This window comes from Kitasatospora albolonga (genome assembly GCA_002082585.1).
Lineage (GTDB): Bacteria > Actinomycetota > Actinomycetes > Streptomycetales > Streptomycetaceae > Streptomyces > Streptomyces stephensoniae.
Genome location: CP020563.1, coordinates 7505095 through 7525785 on the forward strand (window position 1 = coordinate 7505095; position 20691 = coordinate 7525785).

Genomic DNA, 20691 nt, shown 5'->3' on the forward strand with positions numbered 1-20691 from the left:
GGCTTGCTGCTCCAGCTTCCGTATGGTCCCGCCGGAGGCGGGGGTGTGTGGGTGTCAGGGGGTGTCGCGGCGGCCATGTCAGGCTCGCTTCCAGCTGCCGAGCAGCGCCTGGAGGGTGTCCTTGTCGAGGCCGGAGACCTCGGTGTCGGCGGCCGGTGTGCCTGGGGCGGTTCCACGGTCGGGGGTGTCGTCCTCGGCGGCGCGCTCGCACGCCTCGGCCAGTTCGGCGACGGTGGGGTTCTCGAAGACCATCTGCGCGGTGACCCGCAGCCCCTTGGCACGGGCCCGGCTGGCGAGTTGGACGGAGATGATGCTGTCCCCGCCGAGGGCGAAGAATCCGTCCTCCCGCCCGATGTCCGCCGTGCCGAGAACATCGCTGAAGAGCGCGGCGACGGCCTCCTCGGTGGCGCCGCGTGGGGGCTGCCGGGTGCCGGAGGTGCGCGGGTCGGGCAGGGGCAGAGCGGGCCGGTTCAGCTTGCCGGAACCGGTCAGCGGCATGGCGTCCAGCACGGTGAGCACCGACGGATGCAGGTAGAGGGGCAGTTCCCTCGCCAGGTGCTCGCGGACGGAAGCGAGTGCCGCGTCCCGGTCGGAGCCCGGGTCGGCCAGGGTGACGTACCCGGCCAGCAGAGTGGAGTCGTTCTCCAGGTGGGTGCGGGCGGCGGCCAGCGCCACCTCGGGCGCCATCCGCATGACGGCCTCGATCTCACCGAGCTCCAGCCTGATGCCGCGCACCTTCACCTGGTGGTCGGTGCGGCCCTCGAAGAGCAGCCGGCCGTCCCGGCTCCAGCGGGCCCGGTCCCCGGTGCGGTACAGCAGGGCGCCGGGGGTGTCGGCGTAGGGGTCGGGCAGGAAGCGGGCGGCGGAGAGGCCGGGGCGCTTCCAGTAGCCGCGGGCCGGCTGGTGGCCCGCGGCGTACACCTCGCCGGGCACCCCGGGCGGGCAGAGGTTGAGGTGACGGTCCAGGACCAGCACCCGGGCGCCGGCCACGGGGGTGCCCAGGTGCAGTCCGTGACGGTGCATCGGCCCCCGTACGACGCCGCCGCTCAGCTCGGTGGCACCGTAGTTGTTGACGATCTCCGCGTCCGGTGCGGCGGCCCGCAGCCGTCGCAGCAGGGCCTCGGTCATGGGCTCGCCGCTGCTGATCCAGCGGGGCACCGAGCGAACCGCCTCCGGTGAGACACCGATCAGCGCGTTGATGGCGGTGGGAACCGCGGTGACCTGCCCGATCGGGTTGTTCTCGATCAGGCCGGCCAGACTGCCCACGTCGCGGGCCTCGGCCTCGTCGGCGACGATGAGACGGGCCCCCGCGATCAGGCCGGCGAGGATCTCGCAGCCCCCGTCGTGGAAGCTCAGCCAGCCCTGGCAGAGCCGGACGTCGGGCTCCGGGACGGGGTAGTGCACCGGCTGCCAGGCCAGCCGGGCGGCGTAGGCCCGCTGGGTGCCGATCACCCCCTTGGGAACCCCGGTGGACCCGGAGGTGTAGAGGAAGTAGGAGATGTTCTCCCCCCGGGCCCGGCGGGACACCTCCTCAGGCAGCCGTTCGTCGGGCTGCGCGGCGAGTTCGGCCACCGCCTCGGCGCCGTCCAGCGGGATCAGCGGGATCAGCGGGGTCGCGGAGGTGCCGGGCAGGCCGGCCAGGGCGTCGGAGCGGGTGAGCACGGCGACGGGGGCTGCGTCGCCGATCATGTACTCCAGCCGCTCGGCCGGGAGCCGCAGGTCCAGCGGCAGGTACGCGGCTCCGGTCTTCACCACCGCGAGCAGCGCGACCACCATGTCGATGGAGCGGGGTACGGCGATGGCCACGAAGCGGTCCGGCCCCGCGCCGCGCGCCAGCAGCAGCCGGGCGAGCCGGTCGCTGCGCCGGTGGAGTTCGGCGTAGTCGATGGTGCGGCCCGCGCACTCCACAGCGGTCCGCTCCGCACGGCCGGGCAGGCCGAGCGCGGCCCTGGACCGCTCGATGAGCTCGGGCAGGGTCTCGGCGCGGTCGGGGGCCGCTTCGGGCCCGCGGCTCCATTCGTCCAGGATCAGCCGCCGCTCCGCCTCGGTGACCAGTTCCAGGGTGTGCAGCCGACGGCCGGGCTCCGTGCCCATGGTGCGCAGCACCAGGCCGAGGCGGTCGGCCAGCTGCCGCACGGTGGCCTCGTCGTAGAGGTCGCGCCGGTAGATGAGCTCCCCGCCCCAGCCGCCGGACCGTCCGTCGGGCTCGAAGTTGACGGAGAGGTCGTACTTGGCCGTAGTGGTGTGCTGCGGCAGCGAACGCCAGCGCAGTCCGCCGGCTTCCCGGAGGAGGTTCTCCTCGTCCCGCAGCTGGACCAGTACCTGGAAGAGCGGGTTGACGCTCAGCGAACGCTCGGCCCCGGCGGCTTCGACCATGCGCTCGAAGGGCAGCTCCGCGTGGTGGTAGGCGTCCACGGCGCGGGCCCTGGCGCGGCGCACGATCTCGTCCAGGGTCGGGTTCCCGGTGAGGTCGTTGCGTACGACCAGCAGGTTGACGAAGAGCCCGACCGCTTCGGTCACCGCCTCGTCGGGCCGGTTGGCGACGGGGGTGCCGAGCGGTACGTCGTCGCCGGCGCCGAGCTTGCACAGCAGGGTGGCGACGGCCGCCTGGAGCACGATGAACGGCGTCGCCCCCGTTGCCTCTGCGAGCCGTTCGACGCCTCGGCGGACGTCGGCGTCGAAGGAGAAGGGGACGACGCCGCCGGCCGGGTCGGGCCGGACCGGGCGGGGGCGGTCCGTGGCCATGGCGGTGTCCTGCGGCAGATCGGCCAGGTAGCCGCGCCAGAACTCCGTCAGAGGGCCGGCCGATCCGTCCGCCGCGTCCAGCCGCTCCCGCTGCCACAGCGCGTAGTCGGCGTACTGGACGGGCAGCGAGGGCAGCACCTGGGCGCCGCCCTGGCCGGCGCCGTCCAGCCGGGCGGCGTACGCGCGGGTGAGGTCGTCGACGAGCAGGCTCGCCGACACCTCGTCGCACACGATGTGGTGGAGCAGCAGGGAGAGCACATGGTGCTGCTCGGACACGCGGAACAGCGTGGCGCGCAGCGGCCGTTCGCGGGTGAGGTCGAAAGGATGCGCGGCGGCCCCGGCGAGGGCGGACTCAAGGTTCTCGGGCTCCGTCCCGGTCACCGGCAGTTCGACGCGGTGGTCGTCCAGGACCTCCTGGCGGCCGACCCCTTCGTGGTCGGGGAAGACGGTGCGCAGGCTCTCGTGGCGCAGCAGCAGATCACCGAGAGCGCCCCGCAGGGCGTCGGTGTCGAGCGGGCCGGCCAGATCCAGAGCGATGGGCACGTTGTACGTGGTGCTGTCCGTCTCGATCCTGTCCACGAACCAGATGCGCTGCTGGGCGAAGGACAGCGGAACGGTCTCCGGGCGGTTGCGGGCGGCCGGCGGGGCGGAGTCGCGGGCCCGGTCGTCCGTGGCGCCGTCGCGGACCAGCCGGGCGAGCCCCGCGGGGGTGGAGTGGGTGAAGGCGTCCCGTACGGCGACGACGGTGCCGTACCTGTGGCGGAGCCGCGACAGCAGGCGGGTGAGCAGCAGCGAGTGGCCGCCCAGTTCGAAGAAGGAGGTGTCGGAGCCGACGCGGCGTCCGCCGACCGTCGGCGCGTCGGACTCCGCCGGCTCGGCGGCCGGTTCCCCGGCCGGCGCGAGGAGTTCGGCGAAGAGCGCGGCGATCTCGCGCTCCAGGACGTTGTCGAGGGGGCGGAAGGCGGCGGTCTCCTCCGGCGGGGCCTCGGGCAGCGCGCGTCGGTCGGTCTTGCCGGCCGGGGTCAGCGGCAGCTTCTCCAGGACGACGAAGGAACCGGGCACCATATGGGCGGGGAGCGCGGCGGTCAGCCGGGCACGCAGGGCCGGCAGGTCGATGTCCCGGCCCTCCGCCGGGGTGAGGTAGGCCACCAGCCCGGTCCCGGTCTCCGCCTGTTCACGGGCGACGACGACGGCTTGCTCCACGCCGTCCTGGGCGCGCAGCGCCACCTCGATCTCGCCCGGCTCCACCCGGAAGCCGCGGATCTTGACCTGGTCGTCCGCCCGGCCGACGAACTCCAGTTCACCGTCCGCGCCGAAGCGCGCCAGGTCCCCGGTGCGGTAGAGCCGCTGCCCGGGGGTGAGCGGGCTGGGCACGAAGCGTTCGGCGGTGAGCGCCGGGCGGCCCAGGTAGCCCCGGGCCAGCGAGCTGCCCTCCAGGTAGAGCTCTCCCGTCTCGCCCGGTGGGGTGAGACCGAGCGCGGAGTCCAGGAGCAGCGCGGTGTTCCCCCACTTGGGCCGCCCGATGGGAACCGTGCGGTGTCCCTGCGGGCTCTCGACCCGGTAGCCGGTGACGGACTGGGTGGTCTCCGTGGGGCCGTAGTAGTTGCCGAGAGTGAGCCTGCCGCCGTTGCCGAACCGGGCGCGTACCCGGTCGGCCAGTTCTCCGGGCAGGGCCTCGCCGCCGACCGGCAGCCAGCGCAGTGAGGTCAGTGGCCTCTGCGGCGCTGCCGCCGCGAGATAGTTCAGGAAGGACGGTACGGCGTGGACGACGGTGGCCCGCAGAGCGTCCACCTCAGCGAGGAGCAGGTCGAGGTCGCCCTCGGCACCGGCCCGGGGCACCAGGACTTCGCCGCCGACGCACAGCGGGCCCAGCAGCTCACCGAGGGAGACGTCGAAGGCGGGCGAGGCCAGCTGGAGCCAGCGGACTCTCTCACCTTCGTCATGGGTGCTCCGGAAGTGGCCGGTCAGCCACTCCAGATGGTCGCCGAGGGCGGCGTGGGTGGTGCCCACTCCCTTGGGCGCGCCGGTCGACCCCGAGGTGTAGATGACGTACGCCAGGTTCTGCGGACGCAGCGGGCGCACCCGGTCGCGGTCTCTCAGCTCGCCCGGGCCCGAGAACTGTTCCAGCTCGGTGTGCCAGGCGGGGGAGTCGACGACGGTCCGCGGTACGGCGCCCGCGGGTACCCGGTCGTCGGTGGCGGCGCTGGTGAACAGGTGCCGGGGGGCCGCCTCGGCCAGCAGGCGCGCCAGACGGCCGGCGGGATGTGCGACGTCGAGGGGCAGCAGGGCCGCGCCGGACTTCAGGACCCCGAGCGCGACCACGGCGCTGTCCGCGGTACGTCCCAGTGCGCAGGCCACCAGGTCCTCGGGGCCGATGCCCCGGGCGGCGATCCAGCGGCCGACGGCTGCCGCGCGGTCGTTGAGCTCCCGGTACGTCAGCGTGGACCCGGCTGCGCGCACCGCGACCGCGTCCGGCCGTGCGGCGGCCTGCGCCTCGATCCGGTCCGTCGCGGAGCGCCAGGGTCCGATGAACGCCGGGGAGCTCCCCTGGCCCAGAAGCAGCTCGCGTTCCTTCTCGGTGACCAGCGGGAGTTCGGCCAGGGAGGTACCGGGGGCCCGCAGGGCCGCTCGCAGGACCCGGAGGGCGGTCCGTGCGAAGGAGTTGATCCGGCCGTCGGGGAAGGCGTCCTCAAGGTATTCGAAGCGCAGGACCCAGCGGCCGTCCGGGGTGCGTCGGGCCATCACGGACAGGGGGACCTGCCCGATTCCGCCCCGTGCCGCCCGGGCCTCGACCGCCACACCGGGCAGTGCCAGATGGACTCCGGCGTCCTCGATGCCGAAGCTGACCTCGATGGGCCGGGCCCGTCCGGAGGCACCCAGCAGCCGTACCGCCTCGCTGTAGGGGAGGTCCTGGTGCTGAAGGGCGTCGGTGACGGTCTGTCCGGTGCGCTCCGTGAGGCTGCCCAGGCCGTGGTCGGCGGGGACGGAGAGGGGCAGCAGCACGACGTTGCCGAAGTAGCCGAGGGACCGGGCGCAGAGCTCGCTGTCCCGCTGCGTCACCGGGGTCCCGATCACGGCCCGGTCGTTGCCCGTGTGGTGGCGCAGCCCGGCGGCGAAGGCGGTGAGCAGGACCACGAAGGGGGTGGTGGAGTGCTGTCGGGCGAGTGCCTCGACCGCCCCGGACAAGGCCGGGTCGAGGGATTCCTCGTGGAAGCGGCAGACACCTGTGTGGTCCTGGGCCACCACACTGCCGAGCCCGGTGGCCGGGTCCGCGCCCGCCAGGGCCTTCGTCCAGTACCGCTGGAGGGCGGGCAGCGCCGCCGAGTGCTCCAGCCGCATGGCGTGGGCGGCCTCCGCGTAGCGGACCGCCGGGGCGAGGGAGTGTCCCCGGTAGGCGGCGGCGAGGTCGTCGAAGAAGATCGCCCAGCAGGCGTCGTCCCAGGCGATGTGGTGGGCGACCAGCAACAGAGTGTGGTGCTCGGGGCCTTCGGCGTACAGGGTCAGGCGTACCGGGTGCTCGGCCTCCAGGTCGAAGGGGGTGCGCAGTTCGGCGGCGATCAGCGCGTCGAGGTCGCCGCCCCGGGCGTCGGTGACGGTCACCGGCAGCGTCTCGGCCGACAGGTCGGGGACGGCCAGCAGTTCGCCCGTGGCGCTCAGGGTGTAGCGGGTCCGCAGGATCTCGTGGTGACCGGCGACCGCGCGGGCGGCGGCGGTCAGGGCGGGGATGCCGATGGGCCCGCGCAGGGTGAGGGCGGTGCCCACGTTGAGGGCGGCACCGGTGGCGTCCGCGGCGTGCTGGAGCCACAGCCGTTGCTGTGCGGGGCTCGCCGGAGTCTCGGCCCCGGGTGCGAAGGCGACCGGTGCGGGCTCCGCTCCTCCTCCTGCCGCGCCGCCGCTCTCGGCCATGCGCTTGCGCAGCGCCGCCAGCCTGCGTCTGCGGTCGCGTTCCGCCGCAGCGGTGTCCGTCGGGCCCATCGTGTGCCTCTCCTCATCGCTCTCTCCCCGGCAGGGGGTGTCCCGTCCCGGCTGTGTGCTCCGTCGCTCCGAGGGCCGTCATGGGGCGCCTGATCGCGCCCCATGACGGCCCGTGTCCCTCAGGACCAGGAGTTCAGCGAGAAGCGTTCGCTCAGCGTGCGGGCGCCGATGGCGTAGTCCCGCAGCTCCAGGGCGTTGCGTACGAGCAGGTCGTCCCCGGAGGACTCGGCGATCGAGCGGAGCCAGCTGTAGGTCTCCTCGGCGGGCACGTCGTAGCGGAAGTGCACCTTGGAGAGGAGGAAGAGGAACTCCTTGAAGTTGGAGCGGTCCACGACCTCACCGAGCTTCAGGATCGCCTCCCGGCGCTCGGCGGGGAGCTGGGGGCGTTCGATGATCCGAGGCTCGCCGCCGGGCTGGTGGTAGGACTTGTCGCGGAAGATGTCAGCCTCCTCGTACGGACCGTCGAAGGCGAAGTCGACGCAGAGCATCTGTCTGCTGTCTCCCGAGAAGTTGGCGGCGGCGTGCACCGCCCCGGCGTCCAGGAACCAGATCTCCCCGGGGCGCATGTTGAGCACGGCGTCGTCCTCGGAGTGCAGTGCGGCGGAGTTGGGTTCCAGGAACATCAGGACCCGGAAGTACTGGTCCGCGTCCCGCTCCAGCTCGACGAAGTCCCGGTGGGGGATCACCACCGCGTCCACCAGGTTGCGGGTGCGGACCATGGTGATCCGGTCGGTGTCGAAGATGCTCTCCACCAACTCCCGCAGGTAGCCGGTCCTTTTGCCGTGCTCGGTGAGCTGGGCGGGCTCGGACGTGTCCCGGTACAGGTCGTCCTGGGCGTCACCGCTGGCGTTCCACAGCGGGAGGTTCTTCCAGTACCCGTTGCTGAATTCGTCGTAGCCCTCCTCCCCGCGGGGAACGGAGGCGAGATAGGCAAGGTCCGGGGCGAGCCGGCGCTCATCGAGTTCTATTCGTCCGAGGATGTGCGATCGCACGTGGAGAACACCCTTTCTGGCACAGGTTGGTGGCCGCGCGGGGCGGACGGGGGCGTCTGCTTCTCCGTCAGCGCTGTGATCGCGCGTCCGGGGCGGCACCTGACATCACGGACTGGGGTCCGGCCGACCCTCCGTGCGGAATGGCACGGGCGCTCACAGGGCCGTGCCGGGGACGACGTGGTGCAGGAGCACGTGAATCCCCTGCCAACTGTCATTTGCATTGGTCGAGTTGGCTGATTCGGGACGCTAGCCGACTGATCGTTACTTTGGCAAGCCTTACCTAAGTTGATCAGTCGCTGTGTGTGAATGTCCCACTACAGGTGCCCCTGTGAGGCCATGGGGCGTGGCGCCTCCCGGCGCTCCTGCCGGGGTGTCGACCCCCGGAAACCGGTCGTACGTGATCTGCGCCTCACTGGAGCGGACTTGTTTCCGCCTCCCGCCTTACTGAAGAATCCGCGGCAGCCGCCTCGCGACGTCCGGCCCCGTCCCGAGTGGTTGCCCCGCGTGGCCCGGGCTCCGCCCGTGCCACGTACCGCAGGGTGGACGGAGCGCGGCCGACGGACCGGCAGGCGTGAACGTCCCGTGCAGGAGCCCCGCACCCGGACATCCGCACTCCCCATGGAGCCATTCCCGTGAATGCCACCGCCCCTGTACTGCCCCGCTACACCCCTGACGGGCTTCCTGCCTCCTGGCTTGCGGTCCCGCCGCCGCCCACCGGCTTCCACCGAGGTGAACTGCACTTCCGTGAGGCCCGCACGGACAACGGCGACATCGAGATGATCTGCGAGTGGATGAACCGGCCGCACACCGCCAAGGGCTGGGAGTACGACTGGCCGCTGGAGCGCTGGGACGCCCATATCAGGGCCCAGCTGCGCACCGGCTACTCACGGCCCGTCGTCGTGGAGCGGCACGGCCGCCCCATCGCCTACATGGAGTTCTACCGGATGGCCCAGGACATCGTCGGTCACCATTACCAGGCCCGGCCGCACGACCTGAGCGTCCACCTGGCGATCGCGGACCTGGCCGACACGGGCCAGGGGCTGGGTTCACGAATCATCGGGGACATCACCGAGGAGTTCCTGGAGCGGGACCCCGCCTGTGACGCCGTGGTGTTCGAACCCGACGCGGCCAACTCCGCCTCCCGCAAGATGATCGAGAACAACGGAGCCTCGCTGCTGGGCGAGGTGAAGGTGCGCCACCGTCACATCGCGCTGTACGTAAGGGTCCGCGACGGACAGCCGCTGCCCCGGATCGGACAGCCCGTTCGGACGCCCTCGGCCGACACCGACGCCGGCTGAGGCGGCGCGCCGCACTGAAGGAGCCCGTACGAGGCCCACTCCGTCCCACCGGCGGGAGTGGGCCCCGTGCCGCGTCGGTCTGGCGTGCGGGCTCGTGAACCGCACGGAAGCGGTGCCGCCCGCCCCCGGGTAGCAGAGGCCGCGTGCCCCGCGGAGCGCAGACCGCGCGGCCTGCCCGTCGCCGCAGCCCCAGCCCGTACGCCGTCCCGTCAGCCGCTTTCCTCCGCACAGCGGCTGAGCGGGATCACCAGAGGGGAACCGGTCTCCTCGTCGTGCCGGACCCGGGCGCGCAACCCGAAGACCTCTGCGAGCATCCCCTCGGTGAGGACGTCCCGTGGCGCACCCTGCGCCACGACGCTCCCCTCCTTCAGTGCCACCAGGCGGTCCGCGTAGCGGGCCGCCAGCGTCAGATCGTGGAGCACCAGCACCACGGTGCGCCCGATGTCCCGGTGCAGCGTCCGCACCAGGTCCAGAACCTCCACCTGGTGCGCGAGGTCGAGGTGGTTGGTCGGTTCGTCCAGCAGCAGCAGCTCGGTGTCCTGGGCGAGCGCCATGGCGATCCAGGCGCGTTGCCGTTGCCCGCCCGAGAGTTCGTCCAGGTTCCGTTCCGCCAGCTCGTAGATGCCGGTGGCTCGCATCGCACGAGCCACGGCCGCCTCGTCGTCGCTGGTCCAGCGCCGGTACCAGTTCTGATGGGGATGCCGGCCCCGGGCGACCAGGTCGGCGACGCTGATGCCTTCGGGGGCGACGGGGGACTGCGGCAACAGGCCGACCAGGTGCGCGACCTGACGGGTCGGCATCCGGTGTATCGGGGTACCGTCCAGCAGCACCTCGCCGGCGCGTGGTTTGATCAGCCGCCCGAAGGCCCGGAGCAGAGTGGATTTGCCGCAGCCGTTGGGGCCGACGACCGCGGTGAACGAACCGTGGGGGATCTCCAGGTCGAGCCCCTCGATCACCGGGTGCTGCCCATAGCCCAGGGTGAGCCCCCGCGCTCGCAGCCGTACGGGAGCGGGGTGCGCTCCGGCCGCTTTCCGCCCCTGCGGCGCGGGCACCTCCGCCGCCTCGCCCAGCTTGATGGTCCCGGTCATGGGGTACGTGCCTTTCCGCTGCGAACGAGCAGGTAGAGCAGATAGGGAGCGCCGAGGGCCGCCGTCACGACACCGACCGGCAGCTGCAGATCACCGAAGGCGGTACGGCCCAGCACATCGGCCCACACCGTGACGGCCGCCCCCAGCAGGCAGGAGGCGAGCAGCGGCGGCGTGCCGGTGCGGGCCAGCCGCAGGGCCATCTGCGGTGCGGCCAGAGCGACGAAGGCCACCGGCCCGGCCGCCGCGGTCGCGGTGGCGGTGAGAAGCACGGCGATGAGCAGCAGGGCGGCTCGGGCCGCGGTCATGCGCACCCCGAGGCCCCGCGCGGTGTCCTCGTCGTAGGCGAGAGCCCCGAAGGTGAAGGAGAGGACCAGGGCGATGGGCGCCAGAACGGCCAGCACCAGGAAAGTGGTGCGGACGGTGGACCAGCCAATGCCCTGGTCGAGGCTGCCGTTGAGCCAGACCAGCGCCCGGCCGACCTCCGTGATGTCGGCCTTCACCAGCAGCCAGGAAAGCGCGCTGCCGAGGACCGCGTTCACGCCGATGCCGACCAGCAGCACCCGGTAGCCGGAGATTCCCCGCCGCACCGAGAGCAGGTAGACGGCCAGGGCGGCGGCCAGAGCGCCGACCACGGCGGCGGCGGGAACGCCGATGTCGGCCAGCGGGTCGCTGACGCTGCCGTAGGAACCGCCCAGGACGATCACGGTGACGGCGCCGACCCCGGCCCCGCTGGTGATCCCGAGGACGTCGGGGCTGGCCAGGGGATTGCGTGCGATTCCTTGGACGATCGCTCCCGCCAGTCCGAGCGCGCCGCCGATCAGGGCGCCGATCAGGGTGCGTGGCAGGCGTAGTTCGAAGATGACGAAGTCATGATCGGGCGTGCCCCCGCCCAGCAGCCGCAGGGCCACCTCCCAGGCGGAGAGGGAGCTGCTGCCACGGGCGGTGCTCACGACCACGGCCGAGGCGAGCGCCGCGGCGATCAGCAGCGGCACCAGGATCTGCCGGGGGCGCCAGCCGGCGGAGAACGGGCCGACGCGCAGGGGCCTGCGGCCGGGAACGGTCGGCCGGTGGAGGCGACCGGGGCCGTTCCGCTCGGCGCCGACGACGGGCTCCCCGGGTGCCGGGGAGTGCGGTCCGGGTGTGATGGGGAGGGTCAAGGCGTCACCGGCTTCCGGCGGCTCACCAGGTGGATGAAGACGGGGGCGCCGATCAGCGCGAGCATGATGCCGACCTGAAGCTCCCCTGGGCGGGCGACGAGACGGCCGAGGGTGTCGGCGAGCACCACGAGGGAGGCGCCGAGGAGCCCCGAGTAGACGAGAATCCAACGGTAGTCGGGCCCGGTGAAGTACCGGGCGATGTGGGTGGCGACCAGACCGGCGAAACCGATCGGACCGCAGACGGCGACCGCGGTGCCGGTCAGTACGGTGATGGCGGTGATGCCGACCACCCGGGTCAGCCCCACCCGCAGGCCCAGCGACCGGGCCACGTCCTCGCCCAGCGACAGGGCGTTGAGCCCGCCGGCGTTCGCGGCGGCCAGCACCAGGCCCGCCGCGACGAAGGGGATCATCTGTACGACGAGTTCCACCGGCCGACCGGAGACCGTGCCGACCGTCCAGAACCGGTAGACCCCCAGGGCCTGCCGGTCGATCAGTACGATCCCCGCGGTGAGTGCCGTGAAGAGGGCATGGGCCGCGGCGCCCGCCAGTGCCAGGGTGACCGGAGTCGCGCCGCCCCGGGCGAGCCGCCCCACCGTGTGGACGAGCAGGCCGGCCGCGGCGGCACCGGCGAATCCGAACCACACGTAGCCGTGGAGGCCGGAGACGCCGAGCAGGAACACGGCGACGACCACACAGGTCCCGGCTCCCGCACTGATGCCCAGAACCACCGGATCGGCGATGGGGTTCCGGGTGTGACCTTGCATCAGCGCGCCGGCCACCCCCAACGCGGCACCGGCCACGAGCCCGAGCCAGGTGCGCGGCAGGCGCAGATCCCGGACGATGATGTCCGCCTCCAGGCCCTCCGGGCTCCACAGGCCGTGCCAGACCTGGCCCGGGGTGAGCGGCTTGGACCCCAGGGCTATGGAGAGCAGCACGGCCAGCGCCACCACTCCCAGCAGCACGAGAAGTCCGGCCCAGCGACGCTGGCCTCCAACTCCACTCAGCCGCTGCCGAGTTGGCCGAACCTCCAGGAGGGCCCGGGGCGCAGGGCGCGATTCTGTCACGATCTTCTCCACCCCGAAATGATCAACTTAGGTGAGCCTACCCTTATGTTGCACTCTTTGGGAAGAACGGCCCCACCCGACGCCAGGAGAAGGGGAGTTGCTCTGCCGTACCGTGGCTGCGGCGATCGGGAAGTGCTGCGCTTCCCACCCGACTTCCCCGTCGGCCCGGCGATCGGGGCGTCGGTGCGGATCTGGCCGTCATCCGATCCGGCCGTCATCTGATCTGGCCTCCATGCCGGTGGTCGGTCCGTGGTCCTGGGTGGTTCAGGTACGGCGTTCCTCCATCGCCTTGTGCCTGTCGGACTCCTCGGCCGTCGCTTTCGTTCGCAGGGGCAGGGGCAGGGGCAGGGGCAGGGGCAGGGGCGCCGCGACCGGAGTGGTGACTCCGTCGGCGGTGCGCCGACGGATTGCCATCCACGGGGTGTGGCTGCCAGAGCGATCCTCACCGCCAGGGCGGCGATCCTGGGGACCCGTGGGAGACCGGCTGGGGGGCTGGCGTTTCTCGGCCTGTGAGCAGCGGCTGTGCCGACGGGGCGGCATCGGGGCGGGTTCGGCAGCGCGCTGTGTGAGGCGGTGACCCTCCCCGGGCGCCCGGTCGTACGGGAAAGCGGAGGGGCCCGGCCTCATTGTCAGTGGGGGCGCCTAGAGTCTCTTTCACTCGTCACGGTGCGTTGCCATCGGCGGGTCTCATCAGCGTGCCGCCGCCCGGCGGCGCCGTACGGAGCACGGGGAGAACAGCGCATGGGGTGGGTACCGGCGGGCGACTACGAAGTCGCCTTGGAGGCGGGCAAGGTGGTCTGCCGCAACGGGAAGGGCCGACGGCTGAAGTCCGTCCCGGCCAAACTGAAGGACGACCCGGCGGTCGTCGGTCTCCGGCAGCTCACCGAGTGGCTGGAGCGGCACGAACGCCGGTGCCTGACCGACGTGGAGCAGTGGATGGTGCGCTCGCTGCCCGTCCCCACCGCCGTCCTCGCCCGGGTCTGGCCCGACCCGGCGTGGCAGGCGGCCCTGCGGGACGTGGTGGTGACCGGCGTGGACGGCGGCGTCGCCGGGTTCCTGCGCGATGTCGACCCCGACCGTGGCCTCGGCCTCGTGGACCTGGACGGTGACACGGTCCGCATCACCCCGGACGTGGTGAGCGTTCCGCACCCCGTCCTCCTCGACGACCTGGACGAGCTGCGGGAGTTCGCGGTCGAGCTGGGGGTGAGCCAGCAGGTCGAGCAGCTGTTCCGCGAGGTGTGGCGCCGCCCGCCCGGCCTCGCCCCGGACACCGTCTCCGTGGACACCTACGCCGGAGGCGTCTTCAAGGAAATGCGGTTCCTGCACGGCCGCGTCACCCAGCTCGGCTACCGGTCGCGCGGCGGCTACGCGGTCTGCCCGGTCGTCGAGGACGGTGCCACCGTCGAGGCCCGCATCTGGATCGGCGAGCACGACGGATACGGCGAGTACGGCACCGAGACGGGCCCCCTGGGCTGGACCGACCCCTCGGGGCGCGCGCTGACGGCCGCCGAGGTCGGCCCCGTCGCGTGGTCCGAGGGCATGCGCATGGCGGCGGCGCTCCACGCCGGCCGCGACGTGGCGGACGAGGAGCGGGCGGCATGAGCACCACGACGACGAACACCGACGCGAGCGACAACGTGAACAGTGACGTGAACACCGGCACGGCGGCACTGCCCGCCCAGGCCCGCGGCCGTACCACCGGAACCCCCGCCGCCGAGGCCCGCGCCGCCGCTCTGCTGGACGCGGGCGCCGTCCTCCCGGCCGGCACCACCGACCGGGACGACGCCGACGCGCTGACCGCGCGCACCTACACGCACCCCGCCCTCGGCGACCGCCCCGTGGTCCGCCTCGTGCCCGGCACCCTCGGCGAGGCCGAGGACCTGGCCCTGGAGTTCCTCGGGCTCTCCCGGACCGCCGAGGCCCCGGTCGTGGGCCAGGTCCGCCGCGAGACGCTGGGCTTCCCCGCCTGGGCCCTGGTCAACGACCCGGCCAACGGGCACCACGCCCTGGCCCTCGTCAAGGACATCGAGCGGCTGGGCCGCCAGGCCAGGACCCGCGCCGGTGCCGCCAAGGAGGGCTTCGACGCCCTGGGCACCCGGCTCGGCCGGGCCGTGCCCCACTTCCTCCCCACCTATTACGAGCAGGTCGCCCGCCTCTTCCTCCAGGCCGAGAACACCACCTACGCGGCCTCCTTCTTCGGCAAGGCCCGCGAGGCCGAGCGGGTCCACGGCCTCGTCGTGGACGAGGACCGGCAGCGGGCCGTCTTCCTGGAGTTCGCCTTCGCCGGCGCGCTGACCGTCAAGGCGCTGCGGCAGTACGTACGGGACCTGGTGGCCCGGCTCGACCCGGCGGGCGCCTGGGCGCAGTTCCGCCGTCTGCTGGTCGAGCGCTGCGCCGCGGGCATGCCGCCCTACGCGGCGCTGCCCCAGGACGTACGTGCCCTGGTCAAGGCCGCCGGGCTGAACCGCGAGAGCGCCGAACGCGAGCTGGTGGCCGACCTGATCGGCTCCCCGGGAATCGTCCGCGCGCCCGCCTCCTTCTGGACGGCCTACCGCCCCGCCGTCGTCGCCCTCGCCCACCGGGACCCGGCCGTACGCGCCCGGCTCCTCGGCTTCTTCCCGGAGACCTTCACCGAGAACGGCGGCCGGGACGAGGAGGGCGAGCGCGGCTGGCTCGCGCTGCTGGCCGAGTCCGGCGCCGAGGAACTGCTCACCGTCCTTTCCGGCGACGCGTACGGCAGCTCCGACGCCTCCGGCAGCTCCAGTGACCTCGGCGCCCCTGGCGCCCCCGGCGCCCCCGGTGCTTCCGGCGCCTCCGGTGCGGACGGGGCGGCCGTCTCTCCGGCGGACTGGCTCGGACGCTGGGAGGCACACCGCAAGCGCTACCGGGGCACCGCGGGCCGCAGCCCGGAGACCCTCGCCCTGGTCGCCCGAGCGGCGGACCGGCTGCGCGCCGACGGACGCCCCGTCGAACTGTTCCAGGGCCGCTGGCAGCGCACCGCCGACCTGGACATCCTCGACCTCTGCCTCGCCTCCGGCATCCCCGTCGCCGAGCCGGACGACGAGGACCCGGGCACCCGGCAGTCCCCGGGCTTCGCCCTCGGCCCCTGGCTCACCGACACCGCCCCCGGCGCACGGGACCTCGCCGCCCTCGCCGGACACCCCGCCTTCCGCGCCCTGCTGAGCCGTACCGTCGGCGAGCTCGGCAGCGGACGCGGCCAGCGGGTGAGCGACGCCGGTATGGCGAAGCTGGCGGCGCACCCGGTGCTCTCCGGCATCTTGCGCGAGTGGCTGACCGCCCGCGCCGAGGAGTACACAGCCGCCAAGGGGCTCCCCGGACTGCAGTCCACCCTCAACAAGCTCTCGGGGTTCCGCGCCGTGGTCGCCGAGGCCGCCCCGGAGGCCGTGCGGCTCCTCAAGGACCACGATGTGGTGCCCCTGCTCGCCGCCACCCTGCGTACCGGCATCCTCGACGAACTGGGCTGGCCCGCCCTGGACGAGACCTACGCCGAACTCGCCGCGGAGGTGGCCGCCGCCTCCGCCTCCGCGGGCAACCGCCACCGCCGCTCGGAGAGCGTCGGCGTCACCGGCGCCTGGCCCGCGCTGATCCTGAACACCCTCGAACGCGCCGTCGTCGTCGGCCCCGAGGGCGTCCTGCTGCGCCACACCCTGCGGGCCCCCGCCACCCTCGACCACTGGCGGACCTTCGCCTTCCGCTACGTCGACGGCGAGCTGCTCGTCCTGTGGTGGGAGGACGGCAAGCAGCGCGGCTACTGGTCGAACCGCCCCGCCGAGGTCTTCACCGTCGGTGGCGAGCAGATCCCCCGCTGGGGCCACTCCGGCGCCTCCGACGAGGTCTGCCTGCCGCTGCCCGGCGGCGGCCGTGCCACCGGCGGCAAGGCCCTGCACGCGGGCGACACCTCCCTCCCGCCGCAGCGCGCCGTCATCTCCGACGGCACCGGCCACTGGCGCGACGGACACCAGGGCCGTGAGCGCGTATGGCTGGAGTACGACCCCGCCACCGGCACCCACGGCCGCGCCTCCCTGCCCGCCTTCCTCCGCTCCGGCGTCCAGGACGGCACCCGGCTGCTCACCGAGCACTGCCAGGTGCTGCCCCTCCAGCCCGGCCTGGAGACCACCCCGTTCGGCACGGACGGCACGGTCCTGGGCCGCTGGGTCCGCCGTACGGTCACCGAGCCCGGCACCGCCGCCCCCGCCGACGGCCACCGGATCGTCGCCGGGACCCCCGACGGCCGCACGGTGACCCTGCCGTACCCGCTCTGCGCCGACTGCGCCCCGGTGCCCCTCGGCGCCCTCGCCCTGCCCGGCGGATCGCGGCCGGTCCTGGCCCTGCACCACCGCTCCGTCGAAGCCCGCCCGGCGGACACCGACGGCACCGGCGGCCACCTGTGGTCCGTCACCCCGGATTCCTCCGGCCGCAACGACGCGGCGGGCACCCCTTATGTGCCGCCCGTCGCCTACTGGCACGCCCTGCGCCCGAGGGACGAGCGCGGCTCCGGGGCCCTGCGGACCCTGACCGATTCCCGGGCGGAGGAGCTGATCAAGGAAGTCGCCGCCGCCGTCACCCGGCACCTGGAAGCGTTCCGGGCCGTCCAGGAGTACACCGGCCCCTCGTCGCGGGAGCTGAGCCAGGAGGCCGTCGCCCGGGTCCTGCCCGAGGTGACCGACGTACGGCTCCTCGCCGGGGTCACCGGCCTCGTCCGCAACGCGGTGGACCGCGCCGTCGCGGCCGTACGGTACGTGGAGCCGCCCCAGCCCGCCCAGCCCGCCACCCCCCGGAACACCGCGCGCACCCAGGGCATGTTCTTCGACCACGCGCCCGAGCACGCCGACGACACAACCCTGCGGGAAGCCACCGCCTTCGGCTCCGAGCGCATCTACGGCGGCTGGTGGGGAGGCGGGCCCCGGTGGATCACCATCCGGCAGATCCTCGCCGTCAACCATGTCCTGGGCGGTGAACCGGCGTTCGGCCCGCCCGTCCCCTCCAAGGTTCCCTTCACTCCCGTGGACGGCTGGCAGCGGGACGAGTGCACCGTGCCCGGCGGCTCCCTGTCCTGGCTCTCCCTCCTCGACACGCTGCCCGAGCTCGCCTACCGGGCCACCTCGCCCGCCGTCTCCGCCGAGCACCGCGCCGGGCTCCTGGTGCTGCTGGACACCCTCGCCGCCGGTCCGCTGGCCGACCCGGCGGGCACCGTCCGGCAGGTGCAGCTCGTCGAGCCGTACAGCGGCACGCCCGGACAGGGACGCCGGGAGGCCGTGCACCGCCTCGGCCAGGTGCTGCGCAAGGGCACCCGTACCGTCGTGATCATCGCCGAACACAGCCGGAACACTCTTGACGAAGTCTCCTGCTGGCTGGCCGTCGACCACGACCCGACCGGCGCCTTCGGACCCGTCCCCGGCTTCACCCTGGACCGTGAACACATCCACCGCCAGGGCATCGCCCGTGACCGGCTGACCCGGCTCACCGCCCTCCTGCGGGAACAGGGCCCCGCGCCCTGGCGCCCGGAGGCCGCCGAGGCGTTCCACACCGCCACCGGGATCGGACCGCTCCAGGCCGTCGCCCTGCTGTCGGCCGCCGTCCAGGAGCCCGGCGCCGATGTGCTCGCCCTGCTCGGCACGAAGACCCGGGCCTTCGAGGCCGCCCAGGCCAGGCTGGACGCCCTGCCGAGGGACGAACGGCACGCCCTGCTCAGGGCGTTGCTGCCCGTGGACCCGGCCGAACTGTGGACCAAGGGTCCGGACGTCGCTGCCGCCACCGAGGTCTGGCGGGAGCGCCTGTCCTCCCTCGTCCGCGTTCCCGAGGAGCTGGACCTCGACCTGTCGGGCACCACGCCCGGCGCCGTCGACCTGGTCCTCAACGCGGGCTCCCGGAGCTGGCTCACCCACGGCACCGACGTCCCGGACGGGACCGGCCGCCCGGGCCTGCGCCGGGTCGGCGCACGGGGTGCGGTCGCCTCCGCCCTGACCGCGCTGCGGACCCTCGCCTACACCCTGCCGTACGGGCACCCCCTGCGGGCCCACCTGCCCACCGGGCTCGCGGCCCTGCGCAACCGCCTCACCGACCCGGCGCTGGTCCTGGACCTCGGTCTGGACTGGACGGAAGCGGGCCAACCGATCGGCGTCCCGATCCGCGCCGCCCTCGGGCTCCCCGAGTCCGGCGGGGCGGGCGCGGACGGACTGGTCAGGGCCGGTGCGGCGCTGCTCCTCGGGCCCGGTTACGGCAACAACGAGAAGCTGCTGATCCGCCCGGCCGGTCTGACGGGCCCCGACGACCCGGCCTTCGGCCTCGTCGAGGGCACGGCCTCCGTCCAGGCCAACAGCGACCTCTTCGCCCTGCGTGCCCTGCTCGGCGATGAGATCGAGGCGCTCGTCTCGGCGGGCCTCCCGGAGGGCTCTCGGGGCGCCGACGGCAGGACGCCTTCCGGGGGCACGCCCTCCGAAGGCTCCCCGCATTCCGGCGGCTCCCCCTACCACCCGGCGCAGGACCCGACCCGCGCGGTGCCGGACCTGGTGGCGGAGGCCGCCGGGACCCTCGGCCTCAGCGCGGACGCCGCAGCCCTGTATCTGATGCTGCTCACCCTGCCCGACCCGACGGACCGCAACTGCGTCCGCTGGACGGAGTGGAAGCCTGCCCGCGTCAAGAAGGCCAGGGCGGAACTCGCCGCCACCGACCTCGTCCTGGAGGCGAAGCGCTCCCGCGCCGGCCGCACCCTGTTCCTGCCCTGCGGCTGGATGGAGCGCAACGCCCCCGCGCTGCCGCTGGAGACCTGGAAGGAAGGTCTGTACCCGGTGACCGGCGGCGTCCGCACCGTGCCCCACCTCCCCGTGCCCGCGCTGTTCGCAGCCGCCTGGGCCCGGGTGCGCGGCGGCGACGCCCCCGCCTTCGAAGAACTGGACACCCGCACCACCCGGAAGGGCCGCCGCCGATGACGAGCGACATCACCACCCCCACCAGCAGCGACACGGGCGGCACCGCCGCGGCCGGTGTCCCCGACCAGGCGGCGGCGCCCGGCCGGGAGCACCGTCAGGTCACCCCGCCCGAGGACCGGTACGCCACCGAACTGGCCTTCCTCGCCGCCCACGACACCGGCCCCCGCCCGCCCGGCTGGCGGCTCACCCCGCGCGCCGTCGTCACCTTTGTGACGGGCAGCGCGGGGGAGGCGCTGAGCCTGCCGAAGGGCGCCCGCCCCGACGCCGGGGTGCCGCGCCGCCTGGTGATCGAGCAGAAGTTCGTCGGCGAACGCGCCCTGGTCGAACGGTGCGTGGTCACCCTCGCAGGGGAGCGCGGACTCCTCCTCGTGGGCGAGCCCGGCACCGCCAAGTCGATGCTCTCCGAGCTGCTGTCGGCGGCCGTCTGTGGCACCAGCGCGCTCACCGTGCAGGGCACCGCGGGCACCACCGAGGACCAGCTCAAGTACGGCTGGAACTACGCGCTGCTGCTCGCCCAGGGCCCCACCGAGCAGGCGCTCGTGCCCTCCCCGGTGCTCACGGCCATGACCCGGGGAGCGGTCGCCCGCGTCGAGGAGGTCACCCGCTGCCTGCCCGAGGTCCAGGACGCCCTGGTCTCCCTGCTGTCCGAACGGCGGATCGCGGTCCCCGAACTCGCGGGCAGCGAGGGCGCCCAGGTGCACGCGTCCCCCGGCTTCACCCTCATCGCCACCGCCAACCTGCGGGACCGGGGCGTCTCGGAGATGTCCGCCGCGCTGAAGCGGCGCTTCAACTTCGAGACGGTCGGCCCGATCGGGGACGTGGACGCCGAGACCGCCCTCGTCCGCCGCCAGTCGCGCGCCGCCGTGGAACGCGCGGGCGCCGCCTACCAGGTGGACGACGCGGTCCTCGAAGCGCTGGTCACGGCCTTCCGGGACCTGCGCGGGGGCCGCTCCACGGAGGGCTGGGAGGTGGAACGCCCCTCCACGGTGATGAGCACGGCGGAGGCGGTCTCCGTCGCGGGCTCCCTCGGCCTGGCCGCCGCCTACTTCCCCGGGGACCGGGATGTGCTCTCCCTCCTGCCCGGCCATCTGCTCGGCGTCGTCCGCAAGGACGACCCGGCCGACGCCGCACGGCTGCTGGGGTACTGGGACGGCCCGGTGCGCAGGCGCGCCGAGCAGGGGTCGGCCACCTGGCGTGCCCTGTGGGACCTGCGCGCGGTGCTGGAGAACTGACGGATGAGCGAGTCGACCACGTCCGAGGAACGGGCGACCACGCCGGAGCGGCGGGGGGCCGCCCCGGAGAAGTGGACGGGCGCAGCTGAGGAGAGGGTGGCCGCTTCCGAGAAGGCGGCCACCGCTCCCGAGTCGCGGGTGACCGTCCCGGAGCGGCTGACGGCCGACTCCGAGGAGCAGACGGGCGCCA

The 20691-nt window shown here is 73.6% G+C and carries 9 protein-coding genes; 4 read left to right on the top strand and 5 right to left on the bottom strand.

Translation table 11 applies throughout. The features are described from left to right. Positions 1-78: 78 nt before the first annotated feature. Together B7C62_32935 and B7C62_32940 are read right to left on the bottom strand one after the other, a co-directional pair. Positions 79-6720: a hypothetical protein gene (locus tag B7C62_32935; GenBank protein ARF76558.1), complete on the bottom strand. Its 6642-nt coding sequence runs from the start codon at positions 6718-6720 to the stop codon at positions 79-81. 119 nt (positions 6721-6839) lie between these two features. Continuing rightward, positions 6840-7712 (bottom strand): L-proline cis-3-hydroxylase, encoded by an 873-nt coding sequence (locus tag B7C62_32940; protein ARF76559.1) that lies wholly within the window; start codon positions 7710-7712, stop codon positions 6840-6842. Between the two features lie 632 nt (positions 7713-8344). Between B7C62_32940 and B7C62_32945 the strand changes: the two genes are divergently transcribed. Next, positions 8345-9010 (top strand): hypothetical protein, encoded by a 666-nt coding sequence (locus B7C62_32945; GenBank protein ARF76560.1) that lies wholly within the window; start codon positions 8345-8347, stop codon positions 9008-9010. Positions 9011-9219: 209 nt separating this feature from the next. Here B7C62_32945 and B7C62_32950 read toward each other — a convergent pair whose 3' ends face one another. Genes B7C62_32950 through B7C62_32960 form a run of 3 tightly spaced genes read right to left on the bottom strand, consistent with a single transcriptional unit; the run spans position 9220 to position 12286 of the window. Then, positions 9220-10098 carry a cobalamin/Fe3+-siderophore ABC transporter ATP-binding protein gene (locus B7C62_32950; protein ID ARF76561.1) on the bottom strand — a complete coding sequence of 293 codons (879 nt, stop codon included), beginning with the start codon at positions 10096-10098 and terminating at the stop codon, positions 9220-9222. After that, complete coding sequence (locus B7C62_32955; protein ARF77483.1) at positions 10095-11243, bottom strand: hypothetical protein; 1149 nt, start codon at positions 11241-11243, stop codon at positions 10095-10097. The genes B7C62_32950 and B7C62_32955 overlap by 4 nt, the downstream gene beginning before the upstream one ends. Positions 11244-11251: 8 nt before the next feature. Next, positions 11252-12286 carry an iron ABC transporter permease gene (locus B7C62_32960; GenBank protein ARF77484.1) on the bottom strand — a complete coding sequence of 345 codons (1035 nt, stop codon included), beginning with the start codon at positions 12284-12286 and terminating at the stop codon, positions 11252-11254. 774 nt (positions 12287-13060) lie between these two features. Between B7C62_32960 and B7C62_32965 the strand changes: the two genes are divergently transcribed. From B7C62_32965 to B7C62_32975, 3 genes are read left to right on the top strand one after another with little or no spacing between them, the layout of a single operon-like run. Then, the gene (locus B7C62_32965) at positions 13061-13921 is read left to right on the top strand and encodes a hypothetical protein (GenBank protein ARF76562.1); all 861 of its coding nucleotides are present in this window, start codon (positions 13061-13063) and stop codon (positions 13919-13921) included. Beyond that, positions 13918-19269: a hypothetical protein gene (locus B7C62_32970; GenBank protein ID ARF76563.1), complete on the top strand. Its 5352-nt coding sequence runs from the start codon at positions 13918-13920 to the stop codon at positions 19267-19269. Before B7C62_32965 ends, B7C62_32970 begins: the two co-directional genes overlap by 4 nt. Next, a complete protein-coding gene (locus tag B7C62_32975) occupies positions 19266-20501 on the top strand; it encodes an AAA family ATPase (GenBank protein ARF76564.1) in 1236 nt (411 codons plus the stop codon). The genes B7C62_32970 and B7C62_32975 overlap by 4 nt, the downstream gene beginning before the upstream one ends. Positions 20502-20691: the final 190 nt, after the last annotated feature.